Origin of the sequence: Ornithinicoccus halotolerans (assembly GCF_009602535.1) — a bacterium.
Lineage (GTDB): Bacteria > Actinomycetota > Actinomycetes > Actinomycetales > Dermatophilaceae > Ornithinicoccus > Ornithinicoccus halotolerans.
This window is the reverse complement of sequence record NZ_WIQI01000002.1, coordinates 1-17,612: the sequence shown is the minus strand read 5'-3', so window position 1 is coordinate 17,612 and position 17,612 is coordinate 1. Positions and strand designations below refer to the sequence as shown.

The following is a 17,612-nucleotide window of genomic DNA, read 5'->3' as shown; positions in this document are numbered from 1 at the left end:
CTCAGGCCTCCGTCCGGGCGGCGTCGGGGTCGGTGGGTGTCTCGTCCGCAGCGTGACCGCCCCGGTCGGGCAGCGCGAGGCTGACCACGACCAGCGTGATGAGGGAGACCGGCAGCGACACCAGCACCGAGTTCAGGTCGAAGGGCTGGCCGAGCTGCTCCCAGGTGATGGTCACCACCGTGCTGAGGACCATCGAGGTCAGCGCGCCCCACTTGCTGGCGCGCCGCCACAGGAAGACCGCCAGCACCGGCGGGGCGATGGCCACGCCGTAGACCGTGTAGGAGTACATCTGCAGCTCCAGCACCGTCGGGAAGAACCGGCCGAGCACGTAGGCGACGAGTGCGATGGCCAGCACCGCGAGCCGGTGGATCACCAGCCGCCGGCGGTCGTCCATCGGCACGCCGAACATCCGCTTGGTCACGTCGTACACGACGTTGCCGGCGCCGGAGAGCAGGAACGAGGAGCCGGTGGTGATGATGAAGGCGAGCGCACCGGCCAGCAGCAGACCGCCCATCACGACCGGCAGGTACTCCTGGCCCGCCAGGGAGAGGACCGCGGTGTCCGGCTCGATGTCGGGCATCAGGATGATCGCGGCCGAGCCCAGCAGCGCCACGGGCACCGTCACCAGGAAGCTGGTCAGGAAGAAGCCGCCGGCCGACATCCGGGCCTCGGACTCATCACGGGCGGCCCCCAGCCGCTGGTACATGTTCTGGTCGGCCAGGATCAGCATGAACAGCGGCAGGAAGAAGCCCAGCAGCTGCAGCGCGGTCAGCCCGCCGCTGACGGTGCGGTGGGACTCGGGCAGCCCCTGCCAGTACTCAGCCATGCCGCCGAGCTCGACGCCGAGGACGAGCGGCAGCGCGGCCACCAGGACGGAGACGATCACCAGGGCGGAGAGGAAGTCGCTCCAGGCGACCGACTTCAGCCCTCCTCCCACCGCGAGGAAGGTCACCAGCAGGGCCACCACGATGGCGCCCTGCCCGGGCGACAGCGGGGTGATGACGCTGACGATGTAGCCGCCGCCGGTGAACTGGTAGGCCGTGATGCCGGTGTAGGCGAGCACGGTGATGACCGCGGCGATCATCCGGACGGCGACGCCGTAGCGGCTCTCCAGCAGCTCGGGGACGGTGTAGGTGGAGCCGCGTCGGATCCGGCGGGCCAGGAAGTACAGCACCACGATCCCGACCGGGGTGCCCGCCAGGAAGAAGATGGAGGCCAGCGGGCCGTAGGTGTAGGCGAAGCTCGCTCCACCGATGATCGTGCCGGACCCCACCCAGGTCGCCAGCAGTGTCCCGATCATCACGGGACGGGGGAGGTTGCGGCCCGCGAAGACGAAGTCGTCGCCGGTCGCGACCTCCTTGGAGCGCGTGAACCAGGCGCCGATCCCCACCATGAGCAGCAGGTACAGCACCAGGACGGTCACATGGGTCGTCTGCATGACGCCTCCGGGGTCGTGAGTGATCCGTGCGGCGGGACCGGGCCAGCGGCCGGCCCGCCCGGGGATCGGGTGGGCCCATCAAACCCGCTCGCCCCGCAGAATGCAATGGCTATTGCAGATCCTCGCCCGGGTCCGGGAACAGCCCGTAGCGCGACCACACCCCCTCGACCCGGTCGCTCCATCCGGCCGCGGCGGCCGGGTCGCAGGCCACCAGCGCCGCGATCACCGACTGCACGACGGTGATCGCGGCGACCAGGGAGGGGAACATGCTGGCGCCCTCGCTCGGCATCGCCACCAGCTCGTCGGCCACCTCCACCAGGTCCGCGCGGACCTGGTCGCTGACCAGCACGACCGAGGCGCCGGCCGCGGCCGCTACCTGCATGGCGTGCCGGATCTCATGGGGCGTGCGCCAGAGCTGGAACACCACCAGGCAGTCGTGCGGGCCCAGCAGCGAGACCGCGTTGAACAGCGAGGTGCCACCCACCCGCTGCAGCCGGACGTCGTGTCCGATCGTCTGCGCCAGGTGGGACAGCTGCAGACCGGGGGCGGCGAAGCTGCCCGACCCCAGGACCAGCGTCTTTGGTGCGCCGTGGATGATCCGGGCCACCCGCTCCACCTGGTCCTCGTCGAGCAGCCGCGCGAGGTCCTGCAAGTTGTGCAGGTCCCGGCGCAGCGTGGACCAGGCCGGCCCCTGCTCCGCCTCCTCGTCGTGCTCGCTCAGCACCTCGGAGGCCGACAGCCCGGACAGGTACGGCGACCGGATCTCGGCCCGCAGCGCGGGCCAGCCGCTGAAGCCCAGCTGCTGGGCGGTGCGCACCACGGTGGCGACGTTCACCTCCGCCGCGGTGGCCGCGGCCGAGGTGCTGGCGTAGGACATCTGCCGCGGCTGCGTGGCGATCGCCGACAGCACCCTCCTCGCGCCGGCCGCCGGCCGCCGGTCCCCGAGACGGGCAGTCAGCCAGCCGGGCAGCACCTGGTCGCGGAGCTCGTCCACCGCGTCGTCGCCGGAGGTCACGCCACCATCATGCAACAACTATTGCGCTCGCGCGGGCCTGGCTGGCACGATGCGGACAGCCAGCCGCCCGCCCGGGCTGCGGGAAGGGAGCTCATGACCTCGGACACTCTCATCATCCGTCGCGGCGTCGTGTGCGACGCCGCGACCGGCGAGGCGCGCGGCGCCGACGTGCTGGTGCACGACGGCGTCGTCCAGGACGTGGGCAGCGGGCTGCGCGCACCGGAGTCAGCCCAGCAGGTCGACGCGGCCGGGCGGCACCTGGTGCCCGGGCTCATCGACGGGCACGTGCACGTCACGGCGTCCAGCGCCGACCTCGGGGACGTGGCCGAGCAGTCGCCTTACTACGTGGCCGCGCACACCAGCCAGATCCTGCGCGGGATGCTCCACCGCGGCTTCACCACCGTCCGGGACGTGGGTGGTGCTGACCACGGCATCGCAGCCGCCGTCGAGGAGGGCCTCTGGGCCGGCCCCCGGGTCATCTTCGGGGGCAAGGCACTGTCGCCGACCGGTGGCCACGCCGACCTGCGCAGCGCCGGCCGGCAGGTGCTGGACGACCATGCCTGCTGCCCGAACCTGGGGCTGGTCTGCGATGGGGTGTCCGAGGTGCGCCGCGGCGCCCGGCACCAGCTGCGGACGGGCGCCGGCCACGTCAAGCTGATGCTCTCCGGCGGGGTCGCCTCCCCGACCGACCGGGTGGACTCGCTGCAGTTCTCCGCCGAGGAGATCCGGGCGGCCGTCGAGGAGGCGACCAACGCCAACCGCTACGTCACCGGGCACGCCTACACGGCGCCCGCGGTGAACCGTGGCCTGGAGCTCGGCGTGCGCTGCATCGAGCACGGCAACCTCATCGACAGCTCCAGCGTGCGGCTGTTCGTCGAGCGCGGTGCCTTCCTGGTCCCGACGCTGGTGACCTACGAGTACCTGCACCGCGAGGGCGCCGCCGCCGGCCTGCCCCCGGCCAGCCAGGCCAAGGTCGCCGACGTGCTCGAGGCCGGCCTGCACGCCCTCGAGCTCGCCTGGAAGGGCGGGGTCCAGCTGGTCTTCGGGACCGACCTGCTCGGGGCGATGCACCACCACCAGAGCGAGGAGTTCCGCATCCGCGGACAGGTGCAGCCCGCGCACGAGGTGCTGCGAGCGGCAACCGTCACCGCCGCCGCCCTGCTGGGACGGGAGGGCCAGCTCGGCGTCATCGCGCCCGGGGCGACCGCCGACATCCTGCTCGTGGACGGTGACCCGCTGACCGACACCGACGTCCTCGCGCAGCCGGAGCGGCACCTTCGCGCCGTCATCCAGGGCGGAGAGATCGTCGCGGGACGGCCCTGAGGTGGCACCCGCCCTGGTCCTCCGCGGTGGCCAGGTCTGGGACGGCCTGAGCAGCGGGCCCCGTCCTGCCGACGTCGTGTGCGAGGACGGCCTGGTGCGGGAGCTGGTCGCGCCGGGAACGGCCCGGACCGGCCGGGAGGACCTGGCGGTCGACGTCGACGGGTGCGCGGTCCTGCCCGGGCTGGTCGATGCCCACGTCCACCTGGTGTGGGACGGCAGCACCGACCCGGTCGCCCACGTCGCCGAGGACGGTGAGCAGCTGACGACCGTCCGCGCCGCCGAGTACGCCCGCCGCTACCTGCCGGCGGGGATCACCACGGTCCGCGACCTCGGCGGCAACTGGGACGTCGCCATCACCGTTGCCCGCGCCGTGGACCGCGGCCACCTGGACGGTCCCACGATCGTCGCCGCCGGCCAGACCGTCATCATGACCGGCGGGCACGACCCCTTCTGGGGCGTCCCGTGCGACGGTCCGGACGCGGTGGTCCGCGGCGTACGGGGCCAGGTCGCCAAGGGCGCCGGCGTCATCAAGACCGCCGCCACCGGCGGGGTCTACGGGCAGGCGCACGGCGAGGAGGTCGGGGCCAGCGAGCTGACCTACGAGGAGCTGGCCGCGCTCGCCGGAGAGGCTCACCGGCGGGGACGCAGGGTCGCTGCCCACGCGCTGGGCGAGGACGGGGTCCGCAACGCGGTCCGGGCCGGCATCGACACCATCGAGCACGGCGTCTTCCTCGCCGAGGACGTGGTCGCGGACATGGTGCGCCAGGGCACCGTGTTGTGCCCCACGGTCGAGGTCTACCGGCGCATGGCCGGGGGTGCGGCTCCCGGCTACGCGGTGCAGAAGGCACGTGAGGTGGTCCAGGCCCACCGCCGCAGCGTCGCGATGGCGGTAGCGGCGGGCGTGCCGGTGATCGCGGGGACCGACGCCGGAGCTCCCGGCATGGCGCACCCGAGCCTCGTCGACGAGATCACGGCGCTGCAGGACTACGGGCTCTCCCCGCTGCAGGCGCTGCGGGCCGCGACCTCCGCGGCCGCCGACGCGCTCGGGCTGCCCGCCACCGGCCGGATCCGGCCCGGCTCCCCGGCCGACCTGCTGCTGGTCGACGGCGACCCGTTCTCCGACCCGGCTCTGCTGCGTCGGCCGTGGGGGGTCGTGCGCCGGGCACAGCTGCGCCGGAACTGAGCGCAGTCCGGCTCGCTGGCCGGAAGCCCCCGGTTCACCGCGACCGATGTCGGAGCCGTCAGCCACACTCGGAGACATGCACTGGGATGACGCACGCACCATCAAGCAGCAGCTGGCGCGGTGGGCCGAGGAGCTCGCCGACGAGGAGGGCGTCGCCGCGCGGCCGAGCAGGCTCGGCCGGGAGGGGGTCACCGCCGAGGACGTCGTCAACGCGCCGACCCTGGCCCTCGGCCTCGCCCCGCAGGCCGAGGACGACTACGGCATCGCGGTCCGGTACCGCCTGGACGTCCCTCGGGCGCGGGAGATCGCCGAGCGGGTCGCCGCCGAGGCCGGGCCGGCGGCGGACGTGCGGCGCATCGGCCGGATCGAGAGCTTGACCGCGTCCTGGACCGGCGCGGCCCTGCCCGTGGAGGCGGCGCAGGGCCAGACGGGGCGAGTCCGGCCGCTGCGTCCCGGCGTCTCCATCGCTCATGCCGACGTCTCCGCGGGCACGCTGGGCGGGTTCGTGACACGGGGCGCCGGCGGCGAGGTGTACGCCCTGTCCAACTGGCACGTGCTCGCCGGCTCCCCGTCCGCGCAGCCCGGTGACGTGGTGCTGCAGCCCGGACCGGCCGACGGCGGGACCGCCCCGGCGGACCGGGTCGGGACGCTCGCGGACCTGGTGCCGCTGCGCCCCAGCCAGCCGGCCGTCGTCGACGCCGCGATCGCGATGCTCGACGACGCCGGGGTCGACCTCGGCTACCCGGTGGGACCGGTCAGCGAGACGGTCGAGGCCCGTGGCGGCGAGGCCGTCGGCAAGGTCGGGCGCACCACCGGCGTGACGGCCGGGCGGGTCTCGGCGATCGAGCTCGACGGCCTCGTCGTCGGGTACGGCGAGCTCGGTGCCATCAGCTTCGACAACCAGGTCGAGGTCGAGTCCACCGGCGCCGGTGCGTTCTCGCGAGGCGGTGACTCCGGCTCGCTCGTCTACCGCCCGGACGGTGTCGCACTCGGGCTGCTGTTCGCCGGGTCGGAAACCGGGGGTCCGGGCGGGACCGGCCTCACCTACGTCAACCCGATCGGTGCGGTGCTCGAGTCGCTGGGCATCACCCTGGTCACGGGCTGAGCGGCCGTCACCATCGGCCCGTCCGCGCGGTGCCGCCACCCGCCGTTCGAGGGCACAATGGAGCCCGGAGGTGATCACCGTGGCCACCATCGAGCAGGCACGGGCGGCCAAGCGCCGACTTCGCGAGGCCCTCGCCGGCAGCCAAGGAGTGACCGGGATCGGGCTCGCTCCGGTGACGGCGGGTGCCGCTGCCTCGGACGCGGGTCGCGAGCCCCCGCGCGCCGGCGATGAGGACTGGTGCATCCGGGTCGACGTCGTGTCCTCGGACACGGCCGGAGACGTTCCGGCCGACATCGACGGCGTCCCCGTGCAGGTGTGCCTCACCGGGGAGATCAGCGCCCTGTGACTCCGGGCCGCACGGACCGGCAGCGCCGCTCCCTCCGTGGGCCCGCCACCCAGGTCTCGGCTGGCGCGGCCGCGGTAGGACAACGAGTGCGCTCGAGGGCACCCCTTGCCCCACCGCGGCGCGCGGCTCAGCCCGCCGGCGGGATCCGGTGCGCGGCGCGGAACAGGTCACCCGGGTCGTAGTCGCGCTTGACCCGCCGCAGCCGCTCCCAGGCGGGCCCCGGGAACGCCTCCCGCAGTCGGTCGGCGTCCAAGACCCCCAGGAAGTTGAGGTAGCCGCTGCCGTCCCCGTCCCGCAGGGCGGCGCCGGTGCCGGCGACCCAGTCCTGGGCGAGGCCGTCACCCTCCGGACCGACCGACCCGGCGTTGACCACGAGCATCATGCGACGCCCCCGGTGGACGTAGGCGGTGGCGTCCGCGGGCGCCCGGTCGATCGCCCCGCCCAGCACCCGCACCTGCACCCCGCGCATCGGCACCGCCTCGGCCACGCCGTCCCCCGGTACCTCCAGCCGGGCCAGCGCCTGCTCGGCGGTGGCCACGTCGAAGGCGTCACGGAAGGCGCTGGTCGCGACCGCCCGTGGCCGGAAGCCCTCAGGCTCGGGCGGGAACATCTCGGCGTAGGTGATCGGCGCCAGCTGGTCCGCCAGCGGGGTGGCCAGGCTGCGGAACGGCGCGAGCACCTGCTCGGCCTGCTCCGCCGGCCCGGAGTAGCACATCATGAGCAGCACGACGGTGCGGCCGTGGGCGGCCTCGGGGAGGAACGGCACCGGCGGGGCCACCATCACCTGGATGATCACCGACAGCTCCTCCGGAGCCGTCTCTGCCGCGGCGACCGCCCCGGCGAGCACCTCCGGCGACGCGGGAAGCACCAGCATCCCGCCGACGACGGCGGAGACCGGGTGCAGCCGCAGCCGCATCCCGGTGACCACGCCAAAACCACCGCCGCCGCCACGGATGGCCCAGAACAGGTCCGGGTGGTGCTCCTCGTCGACCTGGAGCACCCGGCCGTCCGCCATCACGACCTCCGCCGCGAGCAGCTGGTCGACCGTGAGCCCGAACCGGCGGCTCAGGTAGCCCACCCCACCGCCCAGCAGCAGGCCGCTGATCCCGACGCTGCCGCTGTCACCGAACCCGGTCGCCAGGCCGTGCTCGGCGGCCCGGGCGGTGTACTCCCCCGCGGTCAGCCCCGCCTGTACCCACGCGGTACGGCCCGCCACGTCGATCTCCAGGCCGGTCAGCTCCCGCAGGTCCAGCACCACCGCCCTGTCACCACCGCTGTGGCCCGCCATCGAGTGCCCCCCGCTGCGGACCGCGACCGGCAGCTCGTGGTCACGCGCCACGGCCAGCACCGCCGCGACGTCCTGGGCGTCGACCACCCGGACGATCACCAGCGGCCGCGCATCGACCCACCCCAGCAGCACCGCCCGCAGCGCGTCGTAGTCGCGGTCGCCGGGCCGCACCACCCGCCCGGTGACGCGCTCCGAGAGCTCGTCGTCCCACTCCAGCTGTCCCTGCACCTCAGCCATGCTCGGCTCCACCTCTCCTCGGTCCCTGCGGCGGCGATACGCCCGGTCCACAAGCCGGAGGAGCGAGCCGCCTGCTACCGAAGCGTAGGAATCAAAGGGTTCGATGTCTAATGTTTAGTCGTCAACGCTTTCGCGGTAGGCTCGTAGTCATGACGGACGACAGCCTCCCCGGGCCCACGGAGCCGCCCATCGGCCGTGCCCTGTGGGACGCGGTCACCGTGATCGCCCGCCGGTTCGAGGAGACGCTGGCCGCTGCGGGCGGGAGCCGGTCGATGTGGTGGATCCTGCTGGCGCTGGTCCGCGACCCGGGAGCGACGCAGCGAGAGATCGCCGGCGCGGTCGGCATCAAGGACGCCACGCTCACCCATCACCTGGCCGGGATGGAGGACAGCGGGCTGATCGTGCGGCGCCGCTGCGAGCGCAACCGGCGCGCGCACACCATCGAGCTGACGACCGAAGGTCACGCCGCCTTCCGACGGCTGCAGCAGGCCGCGCTGGGCTTCGACCGCCAGCTGCGCGGCGGGGTCTCCGCGGAGGAGCTGCGGGTGCTGCGCGACGTCCTCGACCGGCTGGTCGCCAACGCCACCCGCCCCCCGGAGTGAGGCCCCCTCAGGCCCAGTCGCGGGTGTCCACCAGCGGCCCGGCGTTGGCATCGTCGCCGTCACCGGGGAGCGCCTCGACCGCGACCACCTCGGCGTTGAACCGCAGCCCGTCGCGCACCCGGCGCCGCACCTCGTCGGCGACCCCGTCGCTGGAGGCGCCCGGCTCAGGCACCACCTCGCAGCGCAGCGTGTCGCGGTGGTTCTCCCGCCCGATGACGAACCGGTAGCGGCTCACCGGGGCCCCGGCCATCACCTCGGCCACCTGGCGGGGGTGCAGGAACATGCCGCGCACCTTGACCGCCGCGCCGGAGCGTCCCAGCACCCCGCGCAGCCGCGGCGAGCCGTCGGGGCCGACCTGCCAGCCGGACAGGTCGCCGGTGCCGAACCGCACCAGCGGGTAGTCCGGCCGCAGCAGCGTCACCACGACCTCGCCCTCGGTGTCGTCCTCGACCGGCCGGCCGGTGCCCAGCTCGCACACCTGCACCAGCACCCCCTGGGCGAGGGCCAGCCCGTGCCCGTCGCCGGTCTCGTGGGCGAGCAGCCCGGTCTCGCCGGTGCCGTAGGCCATCTGCACGTGCGGCACCCGCTCGGTCAGTACCGCCCGCAGGCTCTCCGGCAGCGGCTCGGCCGTCACCATGGCCCGCGTCAGCCGCCACCTTGCCGGGTCCAGCCCGGCCCCGTCGTAGCGCTCCAGCAGCGCGTTGAGGTAGCTGGGCAGCCCGGTGTAGGCGGTCACCCCCAGGTCGGCGATCGCGCGGACCTGCAGCTCCTGGCTGCCGATCCCGCCGGGCACCACCCGCGCTCCGACGGCCCTGGCCCCGGACTCCATCATCGCCCCGGCGGGAGACAGGTGGTAGCCGAAGCAGTTGAGGACCGTGTCACCGGCACCCACGCCGAGGCCGGCCAGCGCCTGCCCCCACCGCCACGGGTCCTCGCCCGCCAGCTGCGGCTCGTACAGCGGGCCCGGGGACTGGAAGACGCGCACCACGTCGGCACCGTCGGCGAGCATCCCCCCGAAGGGCGGATCGGCCCGCTGCACCTCCAGCACCTCGTCCTTGCTGAGCACCGGCAGCGCGGCGAGACCGGCCACGCCGGTCACGTCCTCGGGGGCCATCCCCGCCCGGGACAGCCGCTCGGCGAGCGCGGGCACCCGGCGGCACCCGGCTGTTACCGCGTCGGCGACGGCGGCGTCCATCCCGCTGCGCGCATGGTGGCCCGCCAGCGCCTCGGCGATCGTGGTCATGGTCGGTTGTCCTCCCGGGGGTCAGAGCCAGCGCTTGCGGCGCTTGTAGTGCTTGACGTCGCGGTAGCTCTTGCGGCCCCCCTCCTCGCCCAGGCCCAGGTAGAACTCCTTGACGTCCGGGTTCTCCCGCATCTCGGCGGCCGGGCCCTCCAGCACGATCCGGCCCTGCTCCATGATGTAGCCGTGGTCGGCGACCTCCAGCGCGCGGCGGGCGTTCTGCTCCACGACCAGCACGGTCATCCCGCGCTCCTCGTTGAGCCGCTTGATGTAGCCGAAGATCTCCTGCACTAGCAGCGGCGCCAGCCCCAGCGAGGGCTCGTCCAGCATCAGCAGTTGCGGCTTGGCCATCAGCGCCCGCCCGATCGCGAGCATCTGCTGCTCACCGCCGGAGAGGTAGCCGGCCACCCGGTTGCGCATGTCGGCCAGCTTGGGGAAGAACTCGTAGACCTCCTCGAGCAGCTCCGCGGAGTCCGAGGCGTTGGTGTAGCAGCCCGCGACCAGGTTCTCGGCCACGGTCAGGTGCTCGAAGACGTGCCGGCCCTCCATGCACAGGCTCATCCCGGCCCGCACCCGGTCGGGGGCGTCCATCCGGGTGATGTCCTGGCCGTCGAAGAGCACCTGCCCGTCGGTCACCTCGCCGTGCTCGCTGGGCAGCAGCCCGGTGACCGCCTTCAGGGTCGTGGATTTGCCGGCGCCGTTGCTGCCGAGCAACGCCACGATCTGGCCCTTCGGGACCTGCAGCGAGAGCCCGCGCAGCACGAGGATGACGTCCTCGTAGATGACCTCGACGTTGTTGAGGCTGAGCAGGGCCGGGGGGCCGGCGGGGGCAGCGGTCGCCCCCGCCGGTCCCGTGGCGGGTGCCTGGCTCATGGCTGGGCATTCTCCTGGACCTCGACCATCTGGCCGCCCTCGGCCCGGTAGATGCCGGTGCCGCTGGTCCCGCGGTGCGACTCGGGGCTGAACTCCACCTCGCCACCGCCGACGACGCCGCCGGTGTCGATCGGGCCCATGGTTTCCAGCGACTCGCGGATCGCCGGGCCGGTGAGCTCGTCGTTGTTCTGCAGCGCGTGCCGGATGCCCTCGGTCATCACGTGCATGACGTACCAGCCCTGCACCCAGGAGGTGGACTTGTCCTCCGCGGACTCGCCCTGCTCCTCCAGGTACTCCACGATCACCTCGTGGCCGGGCTTCTCGGCGGTGACCGGCGCGAACGGCTGGATGAGCAGGTGCCCCTCGGCGGCCTCCTCACCGGCGGTGGTGATGAACAGCTCGTTGGCGCACCAGTTGAGGCACACGATCGTCATGTCCAGCCCCTGGGCGGCGATGTCCTTGGCGACCTGCGCGGCCGGGGACGCCACGTTCTGGATGACGATGTACTTCGCGCCTTGCTGCTGGGCCTGCGACAGCAGCCCCACGTAGTTCTGCTGGCCGGTGGGCATGGCGTAGGACTCGTAACCGAGTCCGTAGCCCTGCTCCTCGATCCACGCCTGGCCGTCGGCGACCGGCGCCTGCCCGAACGGGCTGTCGTGGTGGAAGACCGCCACGTCGCCCTGGCTGCCGGAGTCCTCGTGGATCCAGTTGAGCGCCACCCGCATCTGGTCGGAGTAGGTGGGCGCCACCACGAAGTTGTAGGGGCTCTCCTCCGGGTCGGTCAGCGACTCGGCGAACGAGCCGGACATGAACGGCACCTCGTCCTCGGCCACCCGGGAGTGCAGCGCCTCGGTGTCGCCGGTGCCCCAGCCCTGGATGACCACCGCGCCCTCGTTGAGGTAGCGGCGGTACAGGTCCTCGGCCTGCGGCACCTCGTAGGCGTAGTCGTTGCTCATCGGCTCCAGCTCACGGCCCTCGACGCCGCCCTCGGCGTTGACGTGCTCGATGTAGGCGAGCATCCCCTCGTTGTAGGGGGTGCCGACGTCGCCGGTGGCGCCGGTCAGGTCGGCGATGATCCCGACCGGGATCGGGTCCTCGCTGTCGGCGCCGCCGGCGCCGCCGTCGCCGCCGCCGCAGGCGGACAGGCCGAGCGCCAGCGCGGCGGTCGCCGCCGTGAGGGTCAGGCGTGCGGTGCGGGTGGTGCGTGTCGTCACGGACATGGGTCTCTCCTTCGGGTGGGCCCGCTAGTAGCGGAACGGCCAGTAGCGGACGTACTCCTTGATGCGTTGCCAGATGCGGTCCAGCCCGCGTGGCTCGACGATGAGGAAGACGATGATGGTCAGGCCGAAGACGGCGTTCTGAACCGCCGGCAGCTGGTCGGCCAGGAACGGCACGACCGGCTCCAGGCCGTCGGCGCCGGTGCGGATCAGCACCGGCAGCACCGTCATGAAGATGGCCCCGTAGACGGCGCCGGCCACCGATCCCAGCCCGCCGACGATGATCATCGCCAGGTAGAGGATGGACACCTCTAGGGTGTAGCGCTCCCAGGTGACGATCTCGGTGTAGTGGGCGGTCAGCGCGCCGGCCAGGCCGACGAACCCGGAGGAGACGGCGAACGCCGTCAGCTTGGCCCGGGTGAGGTTGACCCCGATCGCCTCCGCGGCGATGTCCTGGTCGCGCACCGCCTGGAAGGACCGGCCCAGCCCGGTACGGAACAGGTTGCGCGCGGCCAGCACCGACAGCACCGTCAGCGGCAGCAGGATCCAGTACCACTGCTGCTCGAAGACCATCCGGTCCAGCCGCCAGCCGGCCACCTCGAGCCGCTCGACGTTGATGTAGCCGGCGCCCTCGGTGAGCCAGCCGCCGTAGTCGCGCCGGATGATGAACTCGATGATCTGCTGGCTGGCCAGGGTGGCGATCGCCAGGTAGAGCCCCTTGAGCCGCAGCCCGGGCAGCCCGAAGAAGGTGCCGACCACGGCGGTCATCAGCACCGCCAGCAGGATCGACAGCGGCACCGGCAGCCCGATCCGGTCGGACAGGATCACCGAGGTGTAGGCGCCGACCGCCAGGAAGCCGCCCTGGCCGAGCGAGATCTGTCCGGTGTAGCCCACCAGGATGTTGAGCCCCACCGCGCCGATGACGGCGATGAGGATGGTGTTGGCGATGGACAGCCAGTAGTTGTCCAGCACGAACGGGACCGCCAGCAGCACCACCGTGAGCAGCCCGAGTCGGGCGTACTCGGCCCGGGTGGCGCGCAGCGCCAGCTCGGAGCGGTAGCTGCGGTGGTAGATCCCCGTCGCGGTCGCGGCCATGGCTGCCCTCACACCCTCTCGATGCGGGTCTCGCCGAACAGTCCGTAGGGCTTCACCAGCAGGATCAGCACCAGGACGATGTACGGGAGGACGGTGGACAGGCCCGGGTCGAGGTAGCCGGACACAAACTGCTTGAGCAGCCCGATGATCAGGCCGCCGACGATGGTGCCGGGCACCGAGTCCAGGCCGCCGAGGATCACGACCGGGAAGACCAGCAGCCCGAAGGCCGCCAGGTTCTGGTCGACGGCGGAGATGTCGGCCAGCAGCACACCGGCGATCAGCGCGCTGACCGCCGCCAACGCCCAGGCCATCGCGAACACCCGGCGCACGGAGATGCCCATCGTCATCGCCGCCTGCTGGTCGTCGGCGACCGCGCGCATCGCGATGCCGTGCCGGGACCGGCGGAAGAAGACGGTGAAGGCGACCAGCACGATGCCGGCGATGAGGATGACCAGCAGCCGGTTGAGCGGGATGGTGGCCCCCAGCATGCTGATCGAGCTGCGCGGCAGCACCGGCGGCTGGCTCTTGGCCGAGGTGCCGTAGAACATCTGCACCAGGGCGCGCAGCAGCATCGACAGCCCGATGGTGACCATGATGATGCTGATGGCGCTCTCCCCGACCATCGGCCGCAGGATGAGCCGCTCCACCAGCACGCCGATGACGGTGGCGACCACGACCCCGGCGACGACGGCGAGCAGGATCGGCAGCTGCAGGACCACGAACGCCGTGTAGAACATGTAGGCGCCGACCAGCAGGAACTCGCCCTGGGCGAAGTTGATGACGCCGGTGGCCTTGTAGATCAGCACGAAGCCCAGCGCGGCCAGCGCCAGGATGGCGCCGTCGGCGAGCCCGTAGGCCAGCAGGTTGACGAAGGTGCTCATCGGCGGCCGCTCCAGACGGGGCGCCGGCCCCGGCCCTCGGGGATCCGGTAGGTGGTCAGGTCGAAGATCCGCAGCGGCAGCTCCCGCTCGACGCTGGTGCCGTCCTGGTAGGTGACCCGGCTGCGGATGGTCACCTCGTCGTCACCGGTGGCCCGCTGCAGCGCGGTGATGATGTCGGCGTAGCGCTCGTTGATGACGTTGCGGCGCACCTTGCGGGTGCGGGTGATCTCGTCGTCGTCGGGGTCCAGCTGCTTGTGCAGCAGCATGAACCGGCGCACCCGGATGCTCTCCGGCAGGTCCTCGTTGGCCCGGGTGGCCTCCTCGGCGATGAGGTCGTAGACCTCGGCCTTGGCGGCCAGGTCGGTGTAGGTGGTGTAGCTCAGCCGTTCGTGCTCGGCCCACGAGCCGACCGTGGCCGGGTCGAGGGTGACCAGCGCGGTCATCCCCTGCCCGCTGGACTCGGGGGCGAAGACCACCGCCTCCTCCACGTACGGCGAGAACTTGAGCTTGTTCTCGATGAAGGCGCTGGAGTACCGGGTTCCGTCGGGGGCGGTGAGCACGTCCTTGGCGCGGTCGATGACGACCAGCTGCCGGCCGTTGTCCTCGTCCAGGTAGCCGGCGTCGCCGGTGTGCAGCCACCCGTCCTGGTCGACGGTCGCCGCGGTCTCCTCCGGCTGCCGGTGGTAGCCGCGGAACACCGACGGCGAGCGCAGCAGGATCTCCCCGTCGTCGCTGATGCGCAGGTCGGTGCCGGGGATGGGGGTGCCGACGGTGTGGAAGGCGATGTCGTCGTCGCGGTGCACGACCGCGATCCCGCAGATCTCGGTCTGGCCGTAGATCTGCTTGAGGTTGACGCCGATGGCGTGGAAGAACCGGAACACGTCCGGGCCCAGCGGGGCGCCACCGGTGTAGCTGCGCTTGATCCGGGCCAGCCCCAGCTGGTCGCGCACCGGGCGGGTGGCCACCCAGTCGGCGACCTTGTGCTTGGCGGCCAGCCAGCCCCCGGGCTGCTGCCCGGTCACCCGCATCCGGGCGACCTGGTCGCCGACGTCGTAGCCCCAGCCGAAGACCTTTCGCTTCAGCCAGCCGGCCTCGTCGATCCGCACCTGCACCTCCGAGAGCATCGACTCCCAGATCCGCGGCGGGGAGAACATCACGTCCGGCCCGATCTCGCGCAGGTCCGCCCGCTGGGTCGCCGCGTCCTCGGGGAAGGACAGCGTCAGCCCCCGCGACAGCCCGCACGCCACCGCCAGCATCTGCTCGCCGATCCAGGCGAACGGCAGGAACGACACGTACCGGTCCTTGGGCCCGATCGGGTCCACCTCGGTGAGGTGGTCGGCCATCGCCAGCAGGTTGGCGTGGGACAGCTCGCCCAGCTTGGGCTTGGAGGTGGTGCCGGACGTGGTGCAGATGACGGCGATGTCCGCTGCCGCCCCCGCCGCTACCTGCTCGTCCAGCCACCCCGGGTGCGCCTCGCCCCAGTCGCGGCCGGCGGCCTCCAGCTCGGCGATGTCGGTGAGCAGCTCGTCGCGGTAGTGCTCCAGGCCGTGCGGGTCGTAGAACACCACCTGTTCCAGCCGTAGCGGCTCGCCACCACCGCTGCCGCCGTCCCGCTCCAGCCGCCGGGCCTCCTCGTCGCGCAGCCGGAGCAGCTTGTCCACCTGCTCCTGGTCCTCGGCGACCACCACCCGGCACCGGCCGGTGGTGAGGATGTGGCGCAGCTCCTCCCCGATGGAGGTCGGGTAGATCCCGACCACCGCCGCACCGATGCTCTGCGTGGCCAGCTCGGCGATCAGCCACTCCGGCCGGTTGTCGCCCAGCACCGCCACGACGTCACCGCGGCCGACCCCGAGCGAGGCCAGCCCGTGGGCCAGGTCGCGCACCCGTTCGGCGTACTCGGCCCAGGTCATCGGTTGCCAGATGCCGTAGCGCTTCTCCTGCATGGCGACCCCGTCGGGTCGTTCCCGGGCCAGCCCGGCCAGCAGCTGCGGGAAGGTGCTCACCGCTCCTCCCCCTGCCGGGCGACGGCCTCGCGGACGTCCGTGTCCTCGTCCTCGGCGCCGAGGTAGGCCTCGATGACCGCGGGGTCGGCCTTGACCTCCTCAGGAGTGCCGTCGGCGATGAGCTTGCCGAAGTCGAGCACGCTCACCCGGTGGGAGATGTCCATGACCACGTTCATGTCGTGCTCGATGAGCACCACCGAGACCCCGGCCAGCTCGTGCACGTCCAGCACGTAGCGGGCCATGTCCTCCTTCTCCTCGGCGTTCATGCCGGCCATCGGCTCATCCAGCAGCAGCAGCGCCGGCTGCAGGCACAGCGCCCGGCCCAGCTCCACCCGCTTCTGGATGCCGTAGGCGAGCGAGCCGACCGGCTTGCCGCGGTGGGCCTGCAGCTCCAGCAGGTCGATGACCTCCTCGACCAGCTGCCGGTGGGCGATCTCCTGCCGCCGGGCCGGGCCGAACCACAGCATCGAGGCCAGCACCGAGTGCCGCATGTGGATGTGCCGGCCGAGCATGAGGTTCTCTAGGACCGTCAGGTGGGAGAACAGCTCGATGTTCTGGAACGAGCGGGCCACCCCGAGCCGGGCGATGCGGTGCGGCGAGAGCCGGGTCAGCCGGTGGCGGTGCTCCTGCCCGGGCGTGCCGTCCGGCGCCGGGGCGTCGGCGGTGTGCAGCACCACCTGGCCCTGCTGCGGGTGGTAGAGGCCGCTGATGCAGTTCAGCAGCGAGGACTTGCCGGCGCCGTTGGGGCCGATGACCGCGTGCACGTGGCCCGAGGTGACCGTGAAGCTGACGTCGTCGAGGGCCTTGACACCACCGAACCGCAGCGAGACCTGGTCGACCTCCAGCACCGGGCGGCCCGCCGACAGCTGGCTGCCGTTGAGCGAGTGCTGGTACGCCCTCGTGAGCACGCTCGTCTCCTGGTGTTCCTCGGTGTCCTCGTCGAACCGGTGCTGCCGGACCTGACACTACGATTCCACTATCTGCAAGCGCAAGGATCCTGAGCGAAATCGTGTGACACGATCTGGTCACGACGGGTTCGGTGATGGAAGATGGGGGCCACCATGAGAGAGCAGCGCCGTGTCCCAGGCTGAGCCGGCCGGCCCGACCGCCCGCGGCCAGGGCGGCCTGGGCACGGTGCGCAACGCCGTCCGGCTGCTGGAGCTGCTGGGCGAGGGGGCCGCCTACCAGCAGCTCACCGATCTCGCGGACCGCTCGGGGCTGTCGGTCCCGACCGTCCACCGGCTGCTGCGCTCGCTCGTGCTCGCCGACCTGGTCGTGCAGGACCCGCGCTCCAGCCGCTACGGGCTGGGCCCGGAACTGACCCGGCTGTCCCACCGCTATCTGTCCCGGCTGCCGTTGCTGGGCGCGCTCGGGCCCTACCTGGCCGGGCTGCGCGACAGCGTCGGCGGCACCGTGCAGGTGCAGGTGCTGGTGCGGGGGGAGGTGGTCTCGGTCGACCGCGTCGACGGCGGCGAGCACGGCCCCTACCGGGAGACCCACCTGGTGCTGCCGGCGCTGGAGTGCGCGGCCGGCCGGCTGCTGGCCGCCCGCGCCGACGAGGTTGGCTGGCAGCACGCCCTTGAGCGTGCCGCCGGGCCGGTCCGGGAGGAGGCGGCGCAGCGGCGCAGCGACTGGGCGGGCAGGGAGTGGCTGCTGGTGACCGGTGGCGACCCGACGGTGCCGGGCACGGTGGCGGTGCCGGTGGTGGACGGGCAGGGGCAGGCGGTCGCGGCGCTGGCCGCGGACCTGCCGCACGACAGCCGGGA

General features: G+C 72.5%; 16 protein-coding genes. 6 read left to right on the top strand and 10 right to left on the bottom strand.

Going from position 1 to position 17,612, the window contains the following annotated elements:
- Nucleotide 1 precedes the first annotated feature (1 nt).
- Both GFJ45_RS00615 and GFJ45_RS00610 read right to left on the bottom strand, forming a co-directional pair.
- Nucleotides 2-1,438: a sodium:solute symporter family protein gene (locus tag GFJ45_RS00615; protein ID WP_153392822.1), complete on the bottom strand. Its 1,437-nt coding sequence runs from the start codon at nt 1,436-1,438 to the stop codon at nt 2-4.
- Between the two features lie 109 nt (nt 1,439-1,547).
- A complete protein-coding gene (locus GFJ45_RS00610) occupies nt 1,548-2,453 on the bottom strand; it encodes a MurR/RpiR family transcriptional regulator (protein ID WP_153392819.1) in 906 nt (301 codons plus the stop codon).
- 93 nt (nt 2,454-2,546) lie between these two features.
- On the opposite strand from GFJ45_RS00610, the gene GFJ45_RS00605 reads away from it, so the two are divergent.
- From GFJ45_RS00605 to GFJ45_RS00590, 4 genes are all read left to right on the top strand, one after another.
- Nucleotides 2,547-3,776, top strand: coding sequence for a metal-dependent hydrolase family protein (locus GFJ45_RS00605; RefSeq protein ID WP_153392817.1), 1,230 nt, complete (start codon nt 2,547-2,549; stop codon nt 3,774-3,776).
- Between the two features lies 1 nt (nt 3,777).
- Nucleotides 3,778-4,959 carry a metal-dependent hydrolase family protein gene (locus GFJ45_RS00600; RefSeq protein WP_153392814.1) on the top strand — a complete coding sequence of 394 codons (1,182 nt, stop codon included), beginning with the start codon at nt 3,778-3,780 and terminating at the stop codon, nt 4,957-4,959.
- Between the two features lie 76 nt (nt 4,960-5,035).
- The gene (locus tag GFJ45_RS00595; protein ID WP_153392811.1) at nt 5,036-6,064 is read left to right on the top strand and encodes a chymotrypsin family serine protease; all 1,029 of its coding nucleotides are present in this window, start codon (nt 5,036-5,038) and stop codon (nt 6,062-6,064) included.
- Between the two features lie 70 nt (nt 6,065-6,134).
- The gene (locus tag GFJ45_RS00590; protein WP_153392809.1) at nt 6,135-6,410 is read left to right on the top strand and encodes a hypothetical protein; all 276 of its coding nucleotides are present in this window, start codon (nt 6,135-6,137) and stop codon (nt 6,408-6,410) included.
- A 127-nt stretch (nt 6,411-6,537) separates the two neighbouring features.
- On the opposite strand, the gene GFJ45_RS00585 is transcribed toward GFJ45_RS00590, so the two are convergent.
- Nucleotides 6,538-7,935, bottom strand: a complete 1,398-nt coding sequence (locus GFJ45_RS00585) for an FAD-binding oxidoreductase (protein WP_153392806.1) — start codon at nt 7,933-7,935, stop codon at nt 6,538-6,540.
- A gap of 149 nt (nt 7,936-8,084) precedes the next feature.
- Between GFJ45_RS00585 and GFJ45_RS00580 the strand changes: the two genes are divergently transcribed.
- Entirely contained in the window at nt 8,085-8,537 is a 453-nt protein-coding gene (locus tag GFJ45_RS00580) for a MarR family winged helix-turn-helix transcriptional regulator (protein WP_153392804.1), read from the top strand.
- A gap of 7 nt (nt 8,538-8,544) precedes the next feature.
- Here GFJ45_RS00580 and GFJ45_RS00575 read toward each other — a convergent pair whose 3' ends face one another.
- The 7 genes from GFJ45_RS00575 to GFJ45_RS00545 are packed head-to-tail and all read right to left on the bottom strand — an operon-like array spanning nt 8,545 to nt 16,754.
- Complete coding sequence (locus GFJ45_RS00575) at nt 8,545-9,780, bottom strand: phenylacetate--CoA ligase family protein (protein ID WP_153392801.1); 1,236 nt, start codon at nt 9,778-9,780, stop codon at nt 8,545-8,547.
- 21 nt (nt 9,781-9,801) lie between these two features.
- Nucleotides 9,802-10,650 (bottom strand): ABC transporter ATP-binding protein, encoded by an 849-nt coding sequence (locus GFJ45_RS00570; RefSeq protein ID WP_153392798.1) that lies wholly within the window; start codon nt 10,648-10,650, stop codon nt 9,802-9,804.
- A complete protein-coding gene (locus GFJ45_RS00565) occupies nt 10,647-11,870 on the bottom strand; it encodes an ABC transporter substrate-binding protein (RefSeq protein WP_153392795.1) in 1,224 nt (407 codons plus the stop codon). The genes GFJ45_RS00570 and GFJ45_RS00565 overlap by 4 nt, the downstream gene beginning before the upstream one ends.
- 24 nt (nt 11,871-11,894) lie before the next feature.
- Nucleotides 11,895-12,962 (bottom strand): branched-chain amino acid ABC transporter permease, encoded by a 1,068-nt coding sequence (locus tag GFJ45_RS00560; protein WP_153392792.1) that lies wholly within the window; start codon nt 12,960-12,962, stop codon nt 11,895-11,897.
- Nucleotides 12,963-12,970: 8 nt separating this feature from the next.
- On the bottom strand, nt 12,971-13,843 hold the full coding sequence (locus tag GFJ45_RS00555) for a branched-chain amino acid ABC transporter permease (protein ID WP_153392789.1): 873 nt from the start codon (nt 13,841-13,843) through the stop codon (nt 12,971-12,973).
- Nucleotides 13,840-15,846 carry an AMP-binding protein gene (locus GFJ45_RS00550; RefSeq protein ID WP_228386270.1) on the bottom strand — a complete coding sequence of 669 codons (2,007 nt, stop codon included), beginning with the start codon at nt 15,844-15,846 and terminating at the stop codon, nt 13,840-13,842. Before GFJ45_RS00550 ends, GFJ45_RS00555 begins: the two co-directional genes overlap by 4 nt.
- Entirely contained in the window at nt 15,843-16,754 is a 912-nt protein-coding gene (locus GFJ45_RS00545) for an ABC transporter ATP-binding protein (protein WP_228386268.1), read from the bottom strand. Before GFJ45_RS00545 ends, GFJ45_RS00550 begins: the two co-directional genes overlap by 4 nt.
- 169 nt (nt 16,755-16,923) lie before the next feature.
- Between GFJ45_RS00545 and GFJ45_RS00540 the strand changes: the two genes are divergently transcribed.
- On the top strand, nt 16,924-17,612 hold a 689-nt coding region (locus tag GFJ45_RS00540; RefSeq protein ID WP_153392786.1), incomplete at its 3' end, for an IclR family transcriptional regulator.